At 44.9% G+C, this 21492-nt stretch carries 17 protein-coding genes, 1 pseudogene and 1 other annotated feature; of the genes and pseudogenes, 7 read left to right on the top strand and 11 right to left on the bottom strand.

Annotation, left to right across the window (positions count from 1 at the left end; translation table 11 throughout):
* Positions 1–17: 17 nt before the first annotated feature.
* On the bottom strand, positions 18–1133 hold the full coding sequence (locus tag FIV04_RS02565) for an anhydro-N-acetylmuramic acid kinase (protein ID WP_152468178.1): 1116 nt from the start codon (positions 1131–1133) through the stop codon (positions 18–20).
* A 99-nt stretch (positions 1134–1232) separates the two neighbouring features.
* On the opposite strand from FIV04_RS02565, the gene nagZ reads away from it, so the two are divergent.
* From nagZ to tyrA, 3 genes are all read left to right on the top strand, one after another.
* Positions 1233–2225 carry a beta-N-acetylhexosaminidase gene (nagZ, locus tag FIV04_RS02570; protein WP_152468179.1) on the top strand — a complete coding sequence of 331 codons (993 nt, stop codon included), beginning with the start codon at positions 1233–1235 and terminating at the stop codon, positions 2223–2225.
* 244 nt (positions 2226–2469) lie between these two features.
* The gene (locus tag FIV04_RS02575) at positions 2470–3543 is read left to right on the top strand and encodes a 3-deoxy-7-phosphoheptulonate synthase (protein WP_150895798.1); all 1074 of its coding nucleotides are present in this window, start codon (positions 2470–2472) and stop codon (positions 3541–3543) included.
* A gap of 42 nt (positions 3544–3585) precedes the next feature.
* Positions 3586–4713: a bifunctional chorismate mutase/prephenate dehydrogenase gene (gene tyrA, locus FIV04_RS02580; protein WP_150871027.1), complete on the top strand. Its 1128-nt coding sequence runs from the start codon at positions 3586–3588 to the stop codon at positions 4711–4713.
* Between the two features lie 157 nt (positions 4714–4870).
* On the opposite strand, the gene FIV04_RS02585 is transcribed toward tyrA, so the two are convergent.
* From FIV04_RS02585 to ettA, 3 genes are all read right to left on the bottom strand, one after another.
* Complete coding sequence (locus FIV04_RS02585; protein WP_152468180.1) at positions 4871–5908, bottom strand: M23 family metallopeptidase; 1038 nt, start codon at positions 5906–5908, stop codon at positions 4871–4873.
* 38 nt (positions 5909–5946) lie between these two features.
* The gene (locus FIV04_RS02590; protein WP_032553196.1) at positions 5947–6324 is read right to left on the bottom strand and encodes a PilZ domain-containing protein; all 378 of its coding nucleotides are present in this window, start codon (positions 6322–6324) and stop codon (positions 5947–5949) included.
* A gap of 85 nt (positions 6325–6409) precedes the next feature.
* Positions 6410–8077 (bottom strand): energy-dependent translational throttle protein EttA, encoded by a 1668-nt coding sequence (gene ettA / locus FIV04_RS02595; RefSeq protein ID WP_032553197.1) that lies wholly within the window; start codon positions 8075–8077, stop codon positions 6410–6412.
* A gap of 264 nt (positions 8078–8341) precedes the next feature.
* Here ettA and sltY point away from each other — a divergent pair, with 264 nt between their 5' ends.
* Positions 8342–10291, top strand: coding sequence for a murein transglycosylase (gene sltY / locus FIV04_RS02600; protein ID WP_152468181.1), 1950 nt, complete (start codon positions 8342–8344; stop codon positions 10289–10291).
* Positions 10292–10432: 141 nt separating this feature from the next.
* Entirely contained in the window at positions 10433–10726 is a 294-nt protein-coding gene (gene trpR / locus FIV04_RS02605; RefSeq protein WP_216651666.1) for a trp operon repressor, read from the top strand.
* Positions 10727–10830: 104 nt separating this feature from the next.
* Here trpR and yjjX read toward each other — a convergent pair whose 3' ends face one another.
* The 7 genes and pseudogenes from yjjX to FIV04_RS02640 all read right to left on the bottom strand — a co-directional run bounded on the left by yjjX (position 10831) and on the right by FIV04_RS02640 (position 19584).
* Complete coding sequence (gene yjjX, locus FIV04_RS02610) at positions 10831–11355, bottom strand: inosine/xanthosine triphosphatase (protein ID WP_152468183.1); 525 nt, start codon at positions 11353–11355, stop codon at positions 10831–10833.
* Positions 11318–13721, bottom strand: a pseudogene (locus FIV04_RS02615) (EAL domain-containing protein). Before FIV04_RS02615 ends, yjjX begins: the two are co-directional and overlap by 38 nt.
* A gap of 188 nt (positions 13722–13909) precedes the next feature.
* On the bottom strand, positions 13910–14986 hold the full coding sequence (locus tag FIV04_RS02620) for a PotD/PotF family extracellular solute-binding protein (protein ID WP_152468185.1): 1077 nt from the start codon (positions 14984–14986) through the stop codon (positions 13910–13912).
* Positions 14987–15111: 125 nt separating this feature from the next.
* A complete protein-coding gene (pheA, locus tag FIV04_RS02625; protein WP_032553201.1) occupies positions 15112–16287 on the bottom strand; it encodes a prephenate dehydratase in 1176 nt (391 codons plus the stop codon).
* 12 nt (positions 16288–16299) lie between these two features.
* Positions 16300–16421 (bottom strand) — a sequence feature (Phe leader region).
* 111 nt (positions 16422–16532) lie between these two features.
* On the bottom strand, positions 16533–16868 hold the full coding sequence (gene raiA / locus FIV04_RS02630) for a ribosome-associated translation inhibitor RaiA (RefSeq protein ID WP_032553202.1): 336 nt from the start codon (positions 16866–16868) through the stop codon (positions 16533–16535).
* 424 nt (positions 16869–17292) lie between these two features.
* Positions 17293–18714 carry a lytic transglycosylase F gene (locus FIV04_RS02635; protein ID WP_253895366.1) on the bottom strand — a complete coding sequence of 474 codons (1422 nt, stop codon included), beginning with the start codon at positions 18712–18714 and terminating at the stop codon, positions 17293–17295.
* Positions 18715–18855: 141 nt separating this feature from the next.
* The gene (locus tag FIV04_RS02640; RefSeq protein ID WP_032553203.1) at positions 18856–19584 is read right to left on the bottom strand and encodes an outer membrane protein assembly factor BamD; all 729 of its coding nucleotides are present in this window, start codon (positions 19582–19584) and stop codon (positions 18856–18858) included.
* A gap of 138 nt (positions 19585–19722) precedes the next feature.
* Here FIV04_RS02640 and rluD point away from each other — a divergent pair, with 138 nt between their 5' ends.
* Positions 19723–20697 (top strand): 23S rRNA pseudouridine(1911/1915/1917) synthase RluD, encoded by a 975-nt coding sequence (gene rluD, locus FIV04_RS02645; RefSeq protein WP_152468186.1) that lies wholly within the window; start codon positions 19723–19725, stop codon positions 20695–20697.
* Positions 20698–20699: 2 nt separating this feature from the next.
* A complete protein-coding gene (gene pgeF, locus FIV04_RS02650) occupies positions 20700–21440 on the top strand; it encodes a peptidoglycan editing factor PgeF (protein ID WP_172974218.1) in 741 nt (246 codons plus the stop codon).
* Positions 21441–21492 lie beyond the last annotated feature (52 nt).

The following is a 21492-nucleotide window of genomic DNA, read 5'->3' on the forward strand; positions in this document are numbered from 1 at the left end:
CTAATCTCTATTGATGGTCAGTTTGCGCGGTACAGCACGCCAAGAGAAGCGCTTTGTGAAGCTCCTGTCACCTCGGGAAGGTTGCTTGGTAGCTTATGTACGTAACGTTGAGCCAGCCATGCAAATGCCATGGCTTCCATGTAATCGGCATCGACTCCTTTAGCGGAAGTCGAACTCACTTGCCAGTCAGGAAGCAGCTTCGCAAGGCGCTCCATCAAAAGTGGGTTTCTGACACCTCCACCACATACATATAAAGCAGGGGATGAGCCAGATTGATGTTTCACGACTTCATTAGCTATGGTGGTGGCGCTGTACTCACAAAGCGTGCGCTGTACATCGGGTTCCGATATTTCTGGTAATGCCTTTAATTTATTTTCCATCCACGGCAGATTGAACAGCTCTCGCCCTGTGCTTTTTGGTGGTAGCTCGGCAAGGTAGGCTTCTTCAAGCAGTAAATTCAGTAGCGCCGAATTTACTTGGCCACTGCGAGCAAACTCGCCATCTTGGTCGTACTTTTTACCGCAGTGTTTGTTTATCCAAGCATCCATCAACATGTTGCCCGGGCCTGTGTCATAACCCAGCGTTGGTTTGTCTGGTTGAAGTACTGAAATATTCGATATGCCACCAATGTTCAGTACCACTACGCTGCTCTCTTTGGCCTCAAATATGGTTCGATGAAATGCAGGTACCAAAGGGGCTCCTTGCCCACCCAACGCCATGTCTTTGCGACGAAAATCAGCTACAACATCAATATTGGTTTTAGTCGCAATGATATTGGCATCACCTAACTGCATAGTAAATGGGTGATTCCCACTAGGCTGGTGAAATACGGTTTGGCCATGGTTGCCAATTGCGGTGATTTGAGAGGCGCAGATATCATGCTTTGATAGCAGCTGTAGAACCGCATCTGCAAATAAATGACCAAGCTGGTGGTCAAGCTCGCCTATCGCGATCAGGTTGGTCTGCTGGCCGATACAGACATCGAGTAGTTGTTTTTTTGTCTCTTCGGGCATAGGGAATTCGTCGTGGGCAATCAACCTAATTTGCTGGTCGTCGATACTGACCAAAGCGGTGTCGATACCGTCCATACTGGTCCCAGACATAACCCCGATGTATAGCTCTTTATGATCCATTCCTAAACTCTTCTGACCGTGAATTAAAAACATTGTAATGCAAATTCAAACGGAATAACCTCGTGAAGATTATCAATTTTGGCTTAGTAAGGGATAAATATGGGACCGTTGTGGGTAGATGTTGAAGGCTACGAGCTCACTGCTGAAGATAGAGAAATTCTTGAGCACCCAACCGTGGGTGGGTTGATCTTTTTTGCTCGTAACTATCATGACAGCAAGCAGCTAGCGGCACTAACCAGAGAGATCCGCAAAGCGGCTAAACGACCTATTCTCATAGGTGTCGATCAAGAAGGCGGCCGAGTACAACGCTTTCGTGATGGTTTCTCAATTATTCCTGCGGCGCAAGAGTTCGCCAAACACAACAACGGTGAACAATTGGCTGAGCAAGCTGGTTGGTTGATGGCAGCAGAATTAGTGGCTCATGATATCGATTTGAGCTTCGCGCCAGTATTGGACAAAGGTCATCAATGCAAAGCAATTGGCAATCGTGCCTTCGGTGAGGACATCGATACTATTGTTCGTCACAGTAGCGCCTTTATCCGTGGGATGAAAAGCGTCGGAATGGCTACGACGGGCAAACACTTCCCAGGCCATGGCGGTGTGATTGCAGACTCTCACCTAGAGACGCCTTATGATCCAAGAGAAGATATCTTTGAAACTGACATGGCGATCTTTAAGGCTCAAATTGAGGCGGGCATTTTGGATGCGATGATGCCTGCACATGTGGTTTTTTCTCACTATGATGATAAACCAGCCAGCGGTTCACACTATTGGCTACAAGAGGTGTTGAGAAAACAACTTGGATTTCAAGGGTTAGTTTTCTCTGATGATTTGACGATGGAAGGTGCGGCGATCATGGGTGGTCCGGCACAAAGAGCGCAAGCTGCCTTGGATGCTGGATGTAACATGGTGTTGATGTGTAATAAGCGAGATGCACAAATAGAGGCTTTAGATAACCTAGAGATACAAAGTGTTCCCCTTGCACACTCTTTATTGAAAAAACACACCTTCGACCTTTCAACGCTACAGTCAGATGTTCGATGGAAAGAGGCTTCTGAGCAGATGAAGCGTGTTTTAGATAACGGGCAATAAATAGACACTTTTTAAGTTTTGCTAAGGCGATATGAGAAATATCGCCTTTTTTGTATCTATAAAGACTGATTTCTAACCCTTTTCTTGTTTTCTTTCCATAAATCCCGGGTGTAAATTTATTTTTACATTAAATGTTTTTTATTATTTACACTTGCAATCGTTTCTATAGCTGTTATTTTAGTTTTCAAAGATTGTTAGCCCATATTGGTTGCTTGGGTGTAAAGAAAAGAATACAGGTTGAGTTATGCAGAAAAGTGAATTAAGCAATGTCAATATCATCGACGAACAGGTACTGATTACTCCGGACGAGTTAAAAGCAAAATTACCTCTGAGTGATAATGCTCGTCGTTTTATTCAAGAGTCTCGTCAAACTATCGCCAACATCATCCACAAGAAAGATCACCGTATGCTAGTGGTGTGTGGTCCTTGTTCGATTCATGATGTTGAAGCTGCTAAAGAGTACGCAAAACGCCTGAAAGCACTTTCTGAAGAGCTAAGTGATCAACTGTACATCGTAATGCGCGTGTACTTCGAAAAACCGCGTACAACCGTTGGTTGGAAAGGTCTAATCAATGACCCGCATCTAGACGGCACATTTGATATCGAGCATGGTCTTCACGTTGGTCGTGAACTGCTGGTTGAATTGGCAGAGATGGAAATCCCACTAGCGACTGAAGCTCTTGACCCAATCAGCCCACAATACCTAGCAGACACATTTAGCTGGGCGGCGATCGGTGCTCGTACGACTGAGTCTCAAACTCACCGTGAGATGGCAAGTGGTCTATCTATGCCAATCGGCTTCAAAAACGGTACTGATGGCAACCTAGGTACTGCGATTAACGCGATGCAAGCGGCTTCTTCAAGCCACCGTTTCATGGGTATCAGCCGTGAAGGTCAAGTTGCGCTACTTACAACTCAAGGTAACCCAAATGGCCATGTGATCCTTCGTGGTGGTAAGCAGACTAACTACGATTCTGTTTCGGTGCATGAGTGTGAAGAAGAGCTATCAAAAGCAGGTCTAGGTGCTGCACTTATGGTTGATTGTAGCCACGCTAACTCTCGCAAAGACTTCCGTCGTCAACCGCTGGTTGCTGAAGACGTAATCCACCAGATTCGTGAAGGTAACAAATCAATTATTGGTTTGATGATTGAAAGTCACCTTAACGAGGGCAACCAATCTTCTGACATTCCTCTCGATCAGATGAAATACGGCGTTTCAATTACCGACGCGTGTATCAATTGGGATTCAACTGAGGCACTATTGAAGCGTGCACACACGGAACTAGTCCCATTCTTGGAAAATCGTCTAAAAGGCTAGTGCCAGCATAAATCGAGGCTTAAGGATTAGAAAGGAAGAAGAATGGCCGTTGAACTGAACGAATTACGCGACCAAATTGACGTTGTCGATAAACAGATGTTAGAGCTTCTTGCCCAGCGCTTGGCGCTGGTTGAGAAAGTAGGTGAGGTGAAAAGCGAGCACGGTTTACCGATTTATGTGCCTGAGCGTGAGGCAGCGATGCTTGCATCTCGCCGTGCAGAGGCTGAAAAATTAGGTGTGCCACCACAGCTTATTGAAGACATTCTGCGTCGTACTATGCGTGAGTCGTACGCAAGTGAAAAGGATTCGGGCTTTAAGTGTCTGAACCCTGAACTGCGTTCAGTTGTTGTTATCGGTGGTAACGGCCAGCTGGGTGGTCTATTTGGGCGTATGTTCAAGCTATCTGGCTACGATGTAAAAGTTCTAGGTAGTAAAGACTGGGACAAGGCTGATGAGTTGCTGAAAGATGCTGGTCTTGTTGTGGTTACTGTTCCAATCCATCTGACAGAAGGCGTGATTGATAAGCTGGGCAACTTGCCAAGTGACTGTATTCTGTGTGACTTAACATCGATCAAGTCTAAGCCATTGCAACGCATGTTAGCGGTTCACCAAGGCCCTGTCGTTGGTCTACACCCAATGTTCGGCCCGGATGTGCCAAGCCTTGCGAAGCAGGTGATTGTTTACAGTGATGGCCGCGGTCAAGAAAGCTACCAATGGTTGTTAGAGCAATTCGCTATCTGGGGTGCAAGCCTATGCAGCATGGATGCTCAAGAACACGATCACGGTATGACGTTAATCCAAGCGCTGCGCCACTTTACTTCATTTGCTTACGGCCTACACCTAAGTAAAGAGAACCCGAATATTGATCGCCTGCTTCAATTGAGTTCACCAATCTACCGTCTTGAAATTGCGATGGTTGGTCGTCTGTTTGCCCAAGACCCGAACCTGTACGGGGATATTATTCTCTCTTCAGACGAGAACATCGCAATGATTCGCCGCTTCCACCACTGCTTTGGTGAAGCCCTGAAGATTCTGGAAGGCAAAGATAAAGCTCAATTCGTGGAAAGCTTTAACGAAGTGAGCGAGTGGTTTGGTGATTACTCTCAGCAGTTCTTGCAAGAGAGCCAAAGTCTTCTTAAGCAAGCACATGACTCGATTCATCGTGGCTAGCCTGCGCTGGAGTTAGCTCAAATAATATTGAGTCAAGAATAGATAGAAAAAGAGCCACCTAATTTAGGCGGCTCTTTTTTATTTAACTATCATTGATTTAAAAGTAATTGGCCTATTGTAGGTAAAAAGATCATCATAGGCTAAAAGCTGTTAAGCCTTAGTTGGTTGCGAGTGTTGCCTTTGCCTTGGTCTCATCACTCGATACGGTTTCAATCGACGAGTTGGTGTAAGGCACGTTAGTCAGGTTGATTTGCAGACGTACAACATTATCGATCAGCTGAACCAGTGGCCCCCACTTCACCTTCTTCTCTTTCTCAAACACGTAGTTAAAGTTCTCTGGCGTCCAGTCCATCAAGTATTGTGGATTCAAAGAGCGCCCCAAGAATCGTACTTCGTAATGCAGGTGTGGGCCTGTTGAATTTCCTGAGTTACCACAGCTCGCAATCACATCCCCCTTACTCACAAACTGACCGCTGCGAACCTTAAACTTCTGCAGGTGAGCGTAAGAGCTCATGAAGCCAAAAGAGTGGCGCATGGTCAGGAAGTTACCAAAGCCTTTCTTACTCGGGCGCACGGTTTCAATGACACCGTCAGCAGGTGCAAGAATATCTTCACCGCGCTTACAGGTGAGATCGATACCGGTGTGAGTATGACGCTTGCCTGTGATAGGGTTGATACGACTCCCGTATGATGATGAGATGCGCTGATAAGCCATTGGACTATCGTTAGGGATTAAGCGGAACATGGTTGCACGTACCGCCGAGTCAATGGCCGCAGCGTCGATTCGCTCTTCAAGAGAGGTCTCATCGTTAACCAGTTCTTCATCGGCAAGGCCAAGTACCGACTCAACATCGAATACACGCTTGCCGAGCAGTTGAATAGTGCCTTCTTTTTCCGTTAGAGCTTGTGCTAATGAGTGATTGGTTTCAATCTGCTCATCGTACATAAACTCCATATTGTCTTTCTCAACAATCAAAGTCTCGATCAGCTTCTGTGCATCATGTGCCTGTTCAGAGGCGTGCTGCTCAGATGCAGATAGCTTTTGCTGGCCATCGTAATGTAGATAGATTGCACCGCTAATTAAAAGGGGAACGGAAAAGATTGCAGAGGTGCAAATGAGCACGGCTTTACGGCCGAAGTAAAATGTCTGCTCCCCTTGGCTAGAAGGAACAGTAATCGAAATTTTCTGAGACATGATGACGTATTAAATAAAAATGATTCGAAGAGCGTGCTCTATTCGGCAGACTCTTCGCCTAAATCTGTTAGATGTTCTATTTCTCGATAAAGTAACTCATCATCGCCAACGTTCAGCTCCACAAGGCGCTTAAGGTGGCTGATACTATCAATATCTAAATGCTCTATGCGTAAGCGCACTGAGGTATTGATGGTAGAGACAATAGAGGCTTCTAGTTGAATGTCGATATCACTGTCTGTCAATTGAAAACTAAGTTGAACAGGCAAGTGATGGTCTAATTGATGATGGTTTTCACAATCTATCAGTAAGCCTTGTAGTGACAAGTCTTGTATCGTGCCATCAACCACTAAGGTATCTTGGGTTAATTTGGTAGCGACTTGATAAACAATCCTTGAAAATCGACGCCTTTCTATCATAGATACTTCCTCATCTATAGGTTTGGAATGTCGTATCATATAAGGCCGCTAATTTAGCGGCCTTAGAATAAATTACAAGCGAAACTTACTTAGTTACACGCTTGTATTTGATACGGTGTGGTTCAGCTGCTTCAGGACCAAGAGTCTTCTTCAACCATTCCATATATTCATTGTAGTTACCTTCGTAGAAGTTAACTTGACCTTCATCACGATAGTCAATGATATGCGTAGCGATACGGTCTAGGAACCAACGGTCGTGCGAGATAACCATTGCACAGCCAGGGAACTCTAGTAGTGCTTCTTCTAGCGCACGTAGTGTTTCAACATCAAGGTCGTTGGTTGGCTCATCGAGTAGCAGTACGTTACCACCAGTCTTAAGTAGCTTAGCCAAGTGAACACGGTTACGTTCACCACCAGAAAGCTCGCCGATGATCTTCTGTTGGTCTGAACCTTTGAAGTTAAAGCGAGAACAGTATGCACGAGCTGGGATTTCGAAGTTGTTGATCTTGATGATATCAGCGCCTTCAGAGATCTCTTGGAATACAGTCTTCGTGTCATCCATGCTGTCACGGAATTGGTCAACCGAAGCCAGTTTCACTGTTTCACCTAGCTCAACAGTACCTGAATCAGGCTGTTCTGTGCCGCTTAGCATCTTGAATAGCGTTGATTTACCCGCGCCGTTAGCACCGATGATACCAACGATAGCACCCTTAGGCATGCTGAACGATAGGTCATCGATAAGAACACGTCCGTCGAATGACTTAGTCAGGTTCTTCACGTCGATAACTTTGTCACCTAGACGCTCACCTGGCGGGATGAATAGCTCGTTAGTTTCGTTACGCTTCTGACGATCGCCGCTTTGTAGTTCTTCAAAACGAGCCATACGCGCCTTAGATTTAGACTGACGACCTTTCGGGTTTTGACGAACCCACTCAAGTTCTTTCTCGATGGTCTTCTGGCGAGCTTTCTCTTGAGACGCTTCTTGTTGTAGACGCGCATCTTTTTGCTCTAGCCAAGAAGTGTAGTTACCTTCCCATGGAATACCTTCACCACGGTCAAGTTCTAGGATCCAGCCTGCTGCGTTATCTAGGAAGTAACGGTCGTGGGTGATTGCCACAACAGTGCCGTTGTAATCCACTAGGAAGCGCTCAAGCCACGCTACCGATTCTGCATCCAGGTGGTTGGTTGGTTCGTCTAGTAGAAGCATGTCTGGCTTCTCTAGAAGTAGGCGACAGATAGCAACACGACGACGCTCACCACCGGATAGGTGTTCGATCTTAGCATCCCACTCAGGAAGACGAAGTGCATCTGCTGCACGCTCTAGAGCGTTCTCTAGGTTGTGACCATCTTTTGCTTGGATAAGAGATTCAAGTTCACCTTGCTCTTTTGCTAGCGCATCGAAGTCAGCGTCTGGTTCTGCGTAAGCTGCGTATACTTCGTCTAGGCGCTTCATTGCGCCAGCAACGTCTGAAACAGCTTCTTCAACGATTTCACGAACTGTTTTAGATTCATCAAGAACAGGCTCTTGGGGTAGGTAACCTACGTTTAGACCTGGCTGTGGACGAGCTTCACCATCGATGTCTGTATCAATACCGGCCATGATACGTAGCAGTGTTGATTTACCTGCACCATTCAGACCTAAAACACCAATTTTGGCACCAGGGAAAAAGCTTAGAGAGATGTCTTTCAGAATTTGACGCTTTGGTGGCACAATTTTGCTCACTCGCGACATGGTATATACGTATTCAGCCATTGCCGATCGTTCCTACTTATTGTTCAAAATAAACGATTATTTTATACCAATCTGTCCAAAGATGTTACTCCCCGAGATGAAAAGGCTTTTCAGGGATAAATCTTGGCTATTTATTGTCAAAAATCTCACTAAAAGCAGATTTCAAACGCTTTTGAGGTGAAGTGTTAAACTTTAATAATATTTACACTCAAACTCTTTACATTTGATGTGATGTAGGGCGTAAATAGCCGTCACGTATTCAAACACGCACTAAGGAAAGAGCGAATGTTTTTCCGACTTCTCAATAGAAAAATTGCTGTTGCTGCATCAGTAGTTTTGCCTTCTATTCTATTGGCTCCAGAGGCTTTGGCGAGCCGTGCTTCTGAGCTAGAAATGCAGCGTGATACATACGACCAAGCACAAGACGTATTGGATAAGCGTGACCTTAAGGCATATGCCAAGTTGCGTTCTAAAATTCAAACATACCCTTTGACGCCATATACGGATTACCGAGCCTTCTTGATTGACCTGGGTAAGCGAACTCCGCAAGAGGTTGAAACATTTATCGAGAGTAACCGAGGTCTTCCATTCTCTAATCGTATTCGAGCACCATATTTGGCGTCGTTAGAGTCTCAGAAAAAGTGGTCGACGATACTGGAGTTTCAAACTCAAGAACCGACTGGTGAAAAGTATCAGTGTATCTATTACCGAGCACACTATGAGCAAGGAAACCATGAACTAGCTTACAAGGGCGCGAAGCAGCTATGGCTGAGTGGTAATGGTATCGATGATAGCTGTGATCCCCTGTTTTCGGCCTGGGATAAAGCGGGGCTGCGCAGTGATGAGTTGATTCTTGATAGGCTGTTGCTCGCTTTCGAACAGCGTAACGGCAAGCTGATGAATTATCTACTTAAGCAGTTTGATAGCGACAAGGCAGCCAAACAAGGCAAAGAGATGAAAGCCCTGTTTAGTAAGCCAGAGAGCGTGGCGAGTTTTGCTAAAAAGCACAAGGTGAACGAATTCTATCAAAAACAGACTGAGCTCGGTTTCCAGAAGCTAGCGCGCAAAGACGCCAAAGCGGCACAGAAGGTATTTGATAAAGTGATCGAAGGCCAGAAGTTTTCTAAAGAGAAGACTCAGCAACTGGCGGATTACCTCGCGTTTCGTCTGATCAATACCGACTCTGAGGAGATGATGGCTTGGCGAGATCAAGCAATAGAGACATCTTCTAAACAAGTATTAATAGAGCGTCGTGCTCGCCTTGCGATTCAACATGCAGATTGGGCAGGTTTGCAGCACTGGATTAGCAAGCTAGATGATAAACACCAAAGCTCGATTCGTTGGCAGTACTGGCGTGGACGAGCTGAGCTAGCATCGGGGCAAGAAACTGAGGGAACTAAACGACTCACTGATATTCTTGGTCAACGTAATTTCTACAGTGTTGCTGCGGCAAAACAGCTTGATAAACCAGTGCGCTATGAAACGTCGTCATTGACGTATAATTCGCAAGTTGTAAAGCCATTTGATACTGCGTTGGTGCGTATTGATGAGCTTATTACACGCGATAAAATTGCTGCGGCTAAGAGTGAGTGGCGTTGGTTACTGGCAAACTCAAGTAAAGAGCAGAAATCCATGCTGGCTGCGTACGCCTCTCGTCAAGGTTGGAATCACCTAACGGTTACGGCGAGCATTTCTGCCAAAATGTGGGACAACCTGGAATTACGCTTCCCTGTCGCGCATAAGTGGTGGTTCAACTTCTACGCTGAGAAGCATGACATCGACCCTGTGACCTTGATGTCGTTAGCGCGTCAAGAGAGTGCACTGGACAGCGAGGCTCAATCTCCGGTTGGTGCACGCGGGATCATGCAAATTATGCCTGCGACTGCCAAATACACGGCTAAAAAGTATAAGCTGAAGTATCAAGGACGTGAGGACCTGTATAACGTAGGCAAGAATATTGAGATTGGCAGTCATTACCTTGATGGTTTGCTGAATCAATACGACAACAACCGTATCTTCGCTTTAGCGGCTTACAATGCGGGTCCACATCGAGTAAAACAGTGGCGCTCTCGTAGTGAGGGCAAGTTGGATGCGTTTGCTTTTATCGAGATGATTCCGTTTAAAGAGACGCGTGGTTACGTACAAAATATCTTGATGTTCGAAACTTACTATCGAGATATTTTGGGTGAGCAGGGGCAGTTCTTAGCAGCCCATGAGCGTGATGCAAAATATTAACCGTCAAACCTAAACCAGTGATTACTGATGGAATTCTTTTTTAAATTGGATTCACTATAGGGTTTCGGTATACATTAAAAGGCAGTCGCAGCGCGTCTGCCTTTGTTTAATAGAATGACAACAAGAGATAAGTGTAAGGATATGGCATCACAACCAGAGTACAGTAATTGGCAAGAGTTGATGGATTTAGTAAAGAGTGCCGCTGAAAATGATCAGCATGAGCTACTACTGACCATGATGATGACCCCTGATGAGCGTGAAGCTTTAGTCGCTCGCGTAAATATTCTGTGTGAACTGATGAAGGGCGATCTGTCTCAGCGACAAATCAGTCAAATGCTGGGAGTTGGTGTTGCAACCATAACTCGCGGTTCGAATGAGCTAAAAGCCAAATCGGAACAAGAAAAGCAAGAGATTGCCCAGCTATTGCTAAAGTAAGTGCGTCTACTTGCCAGTACAATCTAAAAAAACGCTAGCTTCGGCTAGCGTTTTTGCTTTCTATCATATAGTTATCAGTGTCGCCAGTTTCGCTTTATTACAGGTTAATGGCTTGGGAAGTGTTCCGGGTTTACAAATGGGATCAGAGCCAAGATCAGCGCTTGATGGTAAACCGAACTTCGTGTGAGTTGGTTATGGGTAAGCAATCCAATCGCGCCTCCCTTCTGTTTGATATTGTCGGTACCAAACACCTCGTCCATAACATCACCAAGCTCGTTAGCGTGTGCAAGTTTCTCAATAACTTGCGGCGGTAGCATCAGGCTAGCAGAACGAGATTCGCCACGTTGACCGTTAGATTCAATCACCATCCAAGCAAAGGTTACATTGCCTTCAATCCCTGCTTCTAAGCCGACGTAAAAATCGCCCTCTGCGATAGCTTGAGTTGCATTGCAAACACGGTTGACGGCACCTTGGTAGGTCTCTTCGTTGCTCATCGGCTGATCTGCAACACCACTCGCAACGCTGACGCCTTTGAAGTCAAATTCTTGCTGAGGGAAAGCCGCTTCAAAAGCACTTTTCACTGCATTGATTTTAGCCGGGTTGAGTGACGCGATAATGACTGTTTTCATGATTCTCTTTCTTATCGTTATTTTGTTAGCGCTGTTGCCGTTGATTCACCCCATCGGGTTTTATGGCTTTTATACCACACACCGAGCTCTTCTAGTGGCATTGGTTTGCCAAAATAGTAGCCTTGTAAAAGGTCGCATTCTGCTTCAACTAACCACTGGTGCATGGCTTGTGTCTCAATACCCTCGGCCGTTACTTGTTTGCCTTGTGCGTGGCATAGCTCAATGACGGGTTTTACTATGTTCTGGTTGTCTGTTGCAATCAAGGTCTCTAGGAAACCTTTGTCCAGTTTTATTTTTTGAGTTGGGTACTGAACCAGTTGCGTTATAGACGTGAAACCAGAGCCAAAATCATCGATCGCTAACATGTAGCCCATTCGAGACAGTTCATTAAGCAACGGGAAGCCTTGCGAGCCTGATTCAAACGTCTCAGTGATTTCAAAATCAATTAAGTACGGAGGGATATTGTTCGCATCTGCGTGGTGGTCAATAAACTCGGCTAAGTGAGTTGATTCAATACCGGCAGAAGAGAGGTTAATTGATAGCTGAACGGGGCGCTCAAACTGAGATTGTAGTTGGTCGAAATCGCTAAAGGCGTGCTCAATTACCCATTTGTCGACTTGTTCGAATAGCCCAGTTTGCTCAGCAATCGGGATAAACTCGTCGGGAGCGACAAATCCCAACTGTTTTGAGTGCCAACGAAGCAGTACTTCGAAACCGACAACAGTGTCCCCATGCGCGTTCATATAGGGCATGTACACGAGACTGAATTCTTCATCATAGTTTTGATCGCGCAGTGCTCGCTCGATGTTAGCTTGACGCTGAATGACTTTGTCTAAGTCACGTGAATAGTAGGCTGACTGGTTTTTTCCTGCACGCTTTGCCTGATACATCGCGGTATCGGCACTCGACAGTAGCTTCTCAATTTCGACGCCATCATCTGGGTAAGTCGCAACGCCAATGCTAACCGTGATAGGAAAATTGCCAGCACGAGTTACAAAGCCCTGTTGCAGTGGTTCCAGTAGTTGCTCTGAGAAGGCGCGATCAATGTCACCTGATACCGCAGGCGCGTTGATGAAAACCACAAACTCATCGCCGGACAGACGAGCAGGCATACAGTGAGCAAAGTGATTAGTTTGATACTCGCTACATAATGCCGTGATTCGCTCTGAAAATGCGATCAGGATAGAGTCACCGACTTGGTGTCCATACTTATCATTAACGAACTTAAAGTTGTCGAGATCCAAGTAGAGGATCCAAGTATTGCTGGTGGGATTACTCTCTGGTAAAGCTCGTTGGACGAACGATTGAAATTGGTGACGATTGGCAATCTTGGTCAGAGGATCGTTCTCTGCCAATATCTTAGTTTGCTGGTATGTATCATCAAGCTCTTGATACATATCGTAAAATCGTTCAGAAAGACGACCGATTTCATCGTTGCTACTCTGACGCTCAATGTTTGCTCTTTGGCGTTTTTCCACTTGTCTAAGTTGGCGATCTAACCTTGCAATTGGGTTAATCACGCTGCGAGAAAGTAGCATCAACAACAAAATAACCGTTACCAATGCGGATAGCCCGAAAGAGAAGCTAATCTCATTCCAGATTGAGCGTAGTTTGTTGTCGAGTAAGAATTTGGCTGGATCCACCGTGACGTAGAGACTCGGCGCTAATTTCACTGATTGTGTTAATTCAGTTTCTGGTGCCACGGGAGCCGAAGAGAAAAACAGGCTAGTTTGGTATTCAAACTCTATCTGTTTGCGCAGAGCGTTGAATCTATCGAGAGAAACAGAAACCACCACGAAGAAAACGTCGTCCAGTTGATAACTCAGTGGTGTCGAGATGGTACGTTTATCGAGAAGCTCATAGCGAACTAAGATACCTTCCCCTTGTGAGTTTTGCGTGTAGCTGATGTCTGAGGTAGCTGACGTCTCTAAGTACTTGTCATTGATGTATTTAAGAATCTTTGGATCCATTTCCGCAAATGGATCGCTGCTGTTCTCTGCGTAATAACTCAGGTTTCGATTGCCGTCCAACAATGCCAGGCCAGTAAAACTCTCGTTGCCATCTTGAAGCAGTTGAATGGTTTGCTGCAAGTTATCGATGAGTTCTAATTCTCTATAAGGATTGTCACCACCTAAGAAATAGCGTTTAACGATGTCGCTTTTAGTGAGGGTATAAGAATAACTGTTGAGAAACGAGCGAGATTGACGAAAGTGCCCGGCCAGCTTTTCCATACTCAGCTGGAGGGCGTTGTCTTCGCGTTTGATAAAGCTGCTTTTCTGAGTTGTGTAGATGATGTAACTAGAAGCGGCAGCGCTACAAAGAATCACGGGAGCTATGAGAAGTAATATTTTAGTGCTTAGCTTCATGACTTTTCACAACATTATTAATGATTTTAGTTCTAAAGTTTATGTTATTAATGGTGAGTCTTCTATCAATTGCAATTTTGTTAATAGTTTACTGTGAAGTGAACAGTGTGTTGTCTTGGATATAGAGCCCTAGAAATAATGCCAATGCACAAACAGAAACCAAAACGAAAACAGTTTGGGGAAACGACCTAATCATCATCGTTGAGTTGTCGATGTTGAAGAATAACAGCATGGCTAATTCTGGTTCGAAGGGTCATCGATGTGTTGATCAACGTAGAGTAGAACTGCGCCTTATCGAGCAAGTTTTGGTCTGGGTAGAGGGCTAAATTCTGTTTCTCGTAGGGGGGTACGTGTTGATGCGCTTGACTATTAGTCGTGGTCATCGCCAAATCGAGAGCATTGAGTGCTGCGATATCTGGGCGATGGAGAAAGTTCAAGAAGCGCGCGGCCAAATCTGGGTTAGGTGCACTTTTTAATATTGCAAGGCAGTCAACCCACAAGATAGTACCTTCGTCAGGGATATGAAAGCCCCATTCATAGTCTGGCGTAAAAGTCTGTAACGTTGTTTCATCCCCGCTGTAGCCCATCGCAAGATGGATGTCTTTCGCTCGTGATGGTTCTTGTTCTACATAGGTCAACAAGTATTCATAGGTTTTTACATACGGGATCTGCGCCACGAGCTCTTGATATACCTCTTTCAACACCTCTTTGTTGGTGGTGTGAGCCGATACGCCACGCACGAACAGGGAGGGAAGTAGCAAATCACTGTAATCGCTCTGCATCACTAAATGCCCTTGATGCTCGGGCTTTGGTGTGAGGATATCGTTCCAGCTAGTGGGCGGTGTAGGGAAGATATCCTTACGGTAGATAAGACCGATAGTGCCCCAAAAATAAGGAACAGCATGAGCACCACATTGGTTACGCCAAAGTTCAGGAATATGGGACTGATTAGTAATCAGCGGGCTATCACTGAGCTTATTGAGCCTGTTTTGACGAGAGAAGTTGCGAGCCGAAACCTCATCGAGAATCGCGATATCAATATCATTGCGGGTTAATTGATTAATGGTATTGTCGCGCTTGGTGTCACTATCGAAGTACACCTGTTTGATGGTAACGCCCGTCTCTTTTTGCCATAGAGCGATGACGTGATCAGAAAGGTAGTGTTGCCAGTTGAAGATTGTGAGGATCGGGTCGTTCTTTGCCTGTGCAAGATATGGCATAGACAGAATAAGTAAGCCACTCACGAATGAATATAAAAAACGCATACATCACCTCTTAACAGGGTGATTGTACGGTTTCTATACTAATAAGTCAGCAGTTACTTATTCTATTTTTTAACTAAGTGAGCATTTTGTTAACAAGTTTCTGTCAGAAAGCTTTAGTTCACAAGCTATGGAAGCTTAACTTGTGTCGCTTTAATGTTCTCGCTTGGGTAGCAGCCTAAGACTTTCAGATGACGTGTAATTGTCGTTAGTTCGGTAATTGCTTGCTGCATGTTGTCAGAATCTAGGTGCGCTTCTAGGTCAACATAGAACATCTCTTCCCAAGGATTACCCATAATTGGACGCGATTCTAGCTTAGTCATGTTGATACCGTAGCGTTGAAGAATCAGTAGTGTTTCCACTAGAGAGCCCGCTTCTTGCGAAGTTGACATGATTAAAGTCGTTTTCGCTGGGATTTGGGTTGATACTTCAACGGGCTTACGCGCAACTACGATAAAGCGAGTGTGGTTTTCGGTTTGGTTGGCAATGTTGCCTTGAATTGGCTGAAGGCCGTACAGCTTACCGCTTGAAGAGTTACCGATCGCAGCAACAGTGTCGTCATCAAGGTCTTTGACCTTCTTCATTGCGTCAGCGGTGCTCGCACAAGACTCTAGAGTTACTCCTTTTAAACGACTCAAGAACTCACTGCACTGTTGGTGTGGCTGTGGGTGAGAGTAGAGGGTCGTAATGTCTTCTAGGCGAATATCTTTTTTCGCAACTAAGCAGTGCTCAATCGGTTGTGATAGTTCACCCACAATGTAAAGCGTTGTGTGTTGAAGTAGGTCGTATACCTCATTGATTGAACCTGAACTGGTGTTCTCAATCGGAAGCACACCGTAGTCAGCATGACCAGACTCGACCGTGGATGTGACTTCTTTGAAGTGATTGCAGTTTAGCTCGATTAGCTCGGTGTTGCGGCGACTGAAGTATTCACGGCTTGCAAGGTGTGAGTATGACCCTTTTGAACCCAGAAATGCGACACGAGCTAAAGGCTTACGACTTTGTGGGTTAGCAAGATTCTGCAAGTAAGACTGTTGAAGAAGTACGGAATCTTCAATGATGGTGTGAAACAGTTTAGTGATGTACTGAGCATCAAGGTCGTACTTCTCTTTTCCATTACCGATCAGCTTCACTAGTAGCTGTTGTTCACGAACGGCATCTCGAACTGGCTTTGATGTTTCTACTTTGCTTTTAGCTACCTCAATACTGAGTTTGCGGCGTTCAGAGAGTAAGCTTAGAAGTTGATCATCAAGATCATTTAAGCGAAGGCGAATTTCATCAAGCGAAATGGGTTGGTCAGTCATAAATGGGTCCTTATAAAAAAGCCTCCCTTGAGTGGGAGGCTTTCTGTTCGTTTTTGACTTGTTTTTCTAAAACGACTTAGCCTCCGATTTACGGAAGGAAAAAGAAGTCAAAAATAAACAGAGTTTGAGTGTGCATAAAAATGGTTTGTTTTTTGAATGTTTAAACACAATAAGCAAGCGAGCTACAAGCGTCAAGCAAAAAAATAGCGCCGTATTGGCGCTATCTTCGAATCCTTTTATTTCTATTATTCTACTTCAGCTTCTAGCTCTTCAATTTGAGGCTTTTCAGCGCGGCGAGCTTCAGGTTTGTGTCTTAGCTTATTCAGTTGTCGTTCTAACTTTTGTTCAACCTCATTAACGGCAACGTATAGGTCATCGTGGATTGATGAAGCAACAAGCTTGCCTTTTGGTACGGTAATTACCGCTTCAAATTTCTTCTTCTTGTTAGGCTCTTCACTAAAGCTTGCTTGGCAGCCGATGATGTCTACTTGCCATTTTTCTAGCTTCTTAAATTTACTTTCTATGTGCTCACGGATTGCAGAGGTGATGTCGATATTCTTACCAGTGATGTTCATTTTCATAGAAGTTTTCCTCTGTTGTATCCCTCATGGGTTAACTCCAGATTACGTTTTTGGATGGGAAAGAATGTGATCTAGATCTTGTTTTGGTGGTGGTTTTTTAGGATTGAAATCAAATGTGATCTCACGCAAAAATTGTCACGCTTTTCGAGAAAAATGCTTGTTATCAATAATAAAAAGGATAAATTGAAACCAAGGGTTCGCTAAAAATTACTGCAGTTTTTAGGGAAATCGTACAGCCTTTAAAAGGTGTGCGGTGAATAATTGAACAGTGTTGTTTTGTGACTTATATCACGCCAAGATGTTCCCCGAAAACCTGTCAAATTTAAAAAGCCGCTTGAGTACTATCTCAAGCGGCTTTTTGGTATTTATGGACAAATTAATGGAGCCGTGAACTTGTCCTCAGTTTTACTAACATCGCCATTGTCTACTTAGGTTTATTGGCGGCGGTAGGGCCAATACCACGTATTGCGCCAATTGCCTCTAGCTGTTTGTAGATTACAAAGTAACGATTGATGTTGGTGACATAGGTTACTGGTTCGCGACTCACGTATTTTCTCGTCATAATCTCAACATTCTTAAACCAGACATTAGGGTCGTAGCCATGCTTTTTTGCAAGGTAGCGCATTTTACGAATTTTAGCGGGGCCAGCGTTATAGGCAGCGAGAGTAAAATAGAGCTGATTATCTGGTGATATTTCTGGATCACTGAAGTAGCGGTCCTTGATAAAGCGCATGTATTTCACGCCAGCATGGATATTGTTGTCGACCTTATGAATATTCCTAATGTTGACGTTTTTGTCTTTCGCAGTACTTGGTAGTACCTGCATGACTCCAATAGCGCCCTTGTGAGAAACACGACTTTGATCCAGCCCTGATTCTTGAAACCCTTGTGCAGACATCATCAATGGGTCGAATTCATAACGAGTCGAGTATTTTTCAAAGACGCCAGAGAGCTTAGCAACACGGTCAACCTTGTTTGGGTTAAGTGCTCGGCTCAGCCAACGTGTATCATCGATGTACTTTTGATAAATGACGTTCCCCAGCAAAGTTCCACTGCGAGCTTGGCGAACGTATTTGTTGAGCTCTTGTTTAAGTTGAGGGCTTTCCTTGCGCAGTGCCCAAGCTATCTGGCTGTTTTCACGCAACGGCAGTTCATGGTGAACTTGTATATTGTCCATCACGTTGGTCCATAACTTGGCTTTGTGGCTATCGAGTATCGTTGCTTGAATGTAGCCTTGATTGACCAGTTCGATAAGCTCGTAGTCTTGCAGTGTCTCTTCAATGAAGTGGACATATAGAGGTGGGAGGTTCATCTCGTCCAACTCTTTATTCACACGTTGAACGCTTTCAAAGTAACTTGAACTAGCCCTTATCCACACTTCTTTACCACTTAATTGAGATAGATCTTCGAGAGGTGCTTCGTCTTTACCGGTAATGATTAGCTCTTTAGCGTCTTTGATCATTGGCGCAGAGAAGTCGACTACCTGAAGTCGTTTTTCAGTGATAGTGAGGTTAGCGACCGCAACATCACCGTGACCAGATTGCAGTGAGGGAAGGAGATCATCACGCTGTACAGGAATGATCTGCACATTGATATACGGGTGCTTCTTTCTCAGGCTCTTCTCAAAGTGATAAAGCATCTCTGCGATGATGCCCTTTGGCTTACCATCTTCTATGAAGTAGAAACCTAAATCGGCGGAAACCAGCACTCGAACCATCCCTTTCTTACTGAGTGTATTAAGGTCGCCTTTATATGGCTCATTACTCAAGGGGGATAGCTCTAAGGCATTTGAGATGGGGACATAAACCACCATCAAGATCAGTAATAACAACCTGCTCACATCCACGCTCCATGTTGATGTTTTGTTAATGGTTACTCATTAAAGATACCTTTTGATTGTTAATTCATCAATATTTACCACACGCAGTCCAAAAAAAAGCACACCATGTGAGGTGTGCTTTTCTATCAATTAGATATAGAACGTTGGTTACGGAAGAGGGTTTAGCTCAATCAACTGTTCTGTTCTTGCTACAGCATCTTCAAGGCCTAGTTGCTTGTAAGCCTCTAACTGGATCGCTAGAGATTTTCGTGCAGCTATGGTATCTGGATAAGTTTTCTGCAGCTCTTGTGTGCGGTTGATTGCAGCAATCCACGCCTCACGACGAAGATAGAAATCAGCCGTTGCTAAGTCATATTCAGCTAAACGGTTTTTCAGCGCGAACATACGTTTTTGTGCATCTTCCGCGTAAGGGCTTGCAGGGAAACGTTCCAGTAGCTTCTTAAAGTCCGCAAAAGCAAGTTTCACAGGCTCTGGATCACGGTCACTACGATCGATGTTGAACAGGTCGTGCATGAAGTTACGGTCTTGCGCCATGTGCGTTAAGCCGCGCATGTATAGAACCCAGTCTTGTTTTTCGTGCGTTGGGTTTAAACGTAAGAATCGTGAAATAGTCGCCAATCCCAGCGCTAGGTCATCGTTCTTGTAGTAAGCGTAGATAAGGTCTAGCTGTACTTGTTCTGAGTACGCACCGAATGGGTAACGAGAGTCTAGCGCTTCTAATTTTTCAATCGCAGATAACCAGCTACCACTTTGTAGAGATTCTTGTGCATCAGAATATAGAACCGATGGCGGTACATCTGGGACGATCTCTTCACTGCTACTACAACCAACTAACAGTGATACAGCTAATAGACCCGATAAAGTGAGGTGTTTCATGTCAGGCGTCGATTCCTTGAATTTAAATATTTTGTTCGCTTCCGTTACTTTCTAACCAGTAACAGATACAATGATGCAATTAATCTATTTTATCCATACTAATGGGTATTAGTCTCACGGTTTTTAAAAAAGTTCGATATGGCTCAGCAGATCACATTAACAGACACAGTAAAAAGCAGCCAGTTAGGTCAACGTTTAGACCAAGCTGTTGCTGAACTCTTTACCGATTTCTCTCGCTCTCGCATTAAAGAGTGGCTTCTTGACGGCAAAATCCAAGTGGATGGCGAAGTTGTTACTAAACCTCGTATCAAGGTTATGGGCGGTGAAGAGATCATCTTACAAGCTGAACTTGAAGATGAAGAGCGCTGGGAAGCACAAGATATTCCTTTGGATATCGTTTACGAAGATGACGATTTATTGGTGATCAACAAACCTCGCGATTTTGTTGTACACCCAGGTGCAGGTACGCCGGATGGAACCGTGCTAAACGCGCTCCTACACCACTACCCACAAATCGCAGAAGTACCGCGTGCAGGTATTGTTCACCGTCTTGATAAAGACACCACTGGCCTAATGGTGGTTGCGAAAACAGTACCAACACAAACGCGTTTAGTTCGAGCGCTATCAAAACGCCGTATTACTCGTGAATATGAAGCGATTGCGATTGGTAAAATGACAGCGGGTGGCATGGTTGAAAAACCGATTGGTCGCCACTCTACAAAACGTACGCTAATGGCAGTGAATGAGTTGGGTAAACCAGCGATTACTCACTACCGTGTTGCTGAACACTTCCGTGAGCATACGCGTATTCGTCTTCGCCTTGAAACGGGTCGTACTCACCAAATCCGTGTACACATGTCTTACCTACAGCATCCGCTTTTAGGTGACTTGGCATACGGTGGTCGTGCGCGAATTCCTAAAGGTGCTTCTGAGGAACTAACGCAAATGATCCGTTCATTTGATCGTCAGGCGCTTCACGCGGTAATGCTTCGTTTTGAACACCCAATCTCTGGTGAAGAGATGGAATTCCACGCTCCTGTTCCACAAGATATGATTGTGATGGCAGAAGCGTTGCGCGTTGACGCACGAGACAATAAAGAAGACGACATCTAACCATGACGATGATTATCCCGAACTGGAACGCTCCAAGTAATGTAAAAGCCTTTGCTTCAACTCGAGTCGATGGTTTTTCGCAGGCTCAGTATCAAGGTCTGAATTTGGGTAGTCACGTTGGGGATGACATTAATCTGGTGCAAAAGAATCGAGACTGGTTACAGCAACAATCTCAGATGCCGAGTGCACCTGTTTGGCTTAACCAGACTCATTCAACAGATGTTGTTTCAGTGTTTGAGCCAACTTCCAAGATTCTGGATGCAGATGGCAGTTTTACTACTCAACAAGGCGTTGTGTTATCTGCGATGACTGCAGACTGTCTGCCAGTGCTATTAACGGACAGTAAGGGCACACAAGTTGCCGCGGTTCATGCTGGTTGGCGTGGCTTAGCGGGTGGGATTGTCGAATACGCCGTGGCCAAGTTCTCTAATATTGATGACAGTAATCCTTTATTGGCTTGGTTAGGGCCTGCTATTGGTCAAGAGGCTTTCGAAGTGGGCCAAGATGTCTTGGATGCTTTTGTTGGTTTTGATGTAAAGGCCGAACAGGCATTTCGAGTGAAACCAGATACTCAGAAGTGGCTAGCTAATATGTCTCAATTAGCAACTCAACGTCTTGCTAATATTGGGGTGACCCAAGTGTATGATTGCAATCTGTGTACCTACGCAGACCCTGATAATTTTTACTCTTATCGCCGCGATGGAATAACAGGTCGTCAAGCCACCTTTATCTGGCTAGATTAATCGCAAAAACAGTGAACTTTCTGTGTGATAGTTCACTCCCTTCCCCTTGAAA

This window comes from Vibrio sp. THAF190c, assembly GCF_009363355.1.
Lineage (GTDB): Bacteria > Pseudomonadota > Gammaproteobacteria > Enterobacterales > Vibrionaceae > Vibrio > Vibrio fortis_A.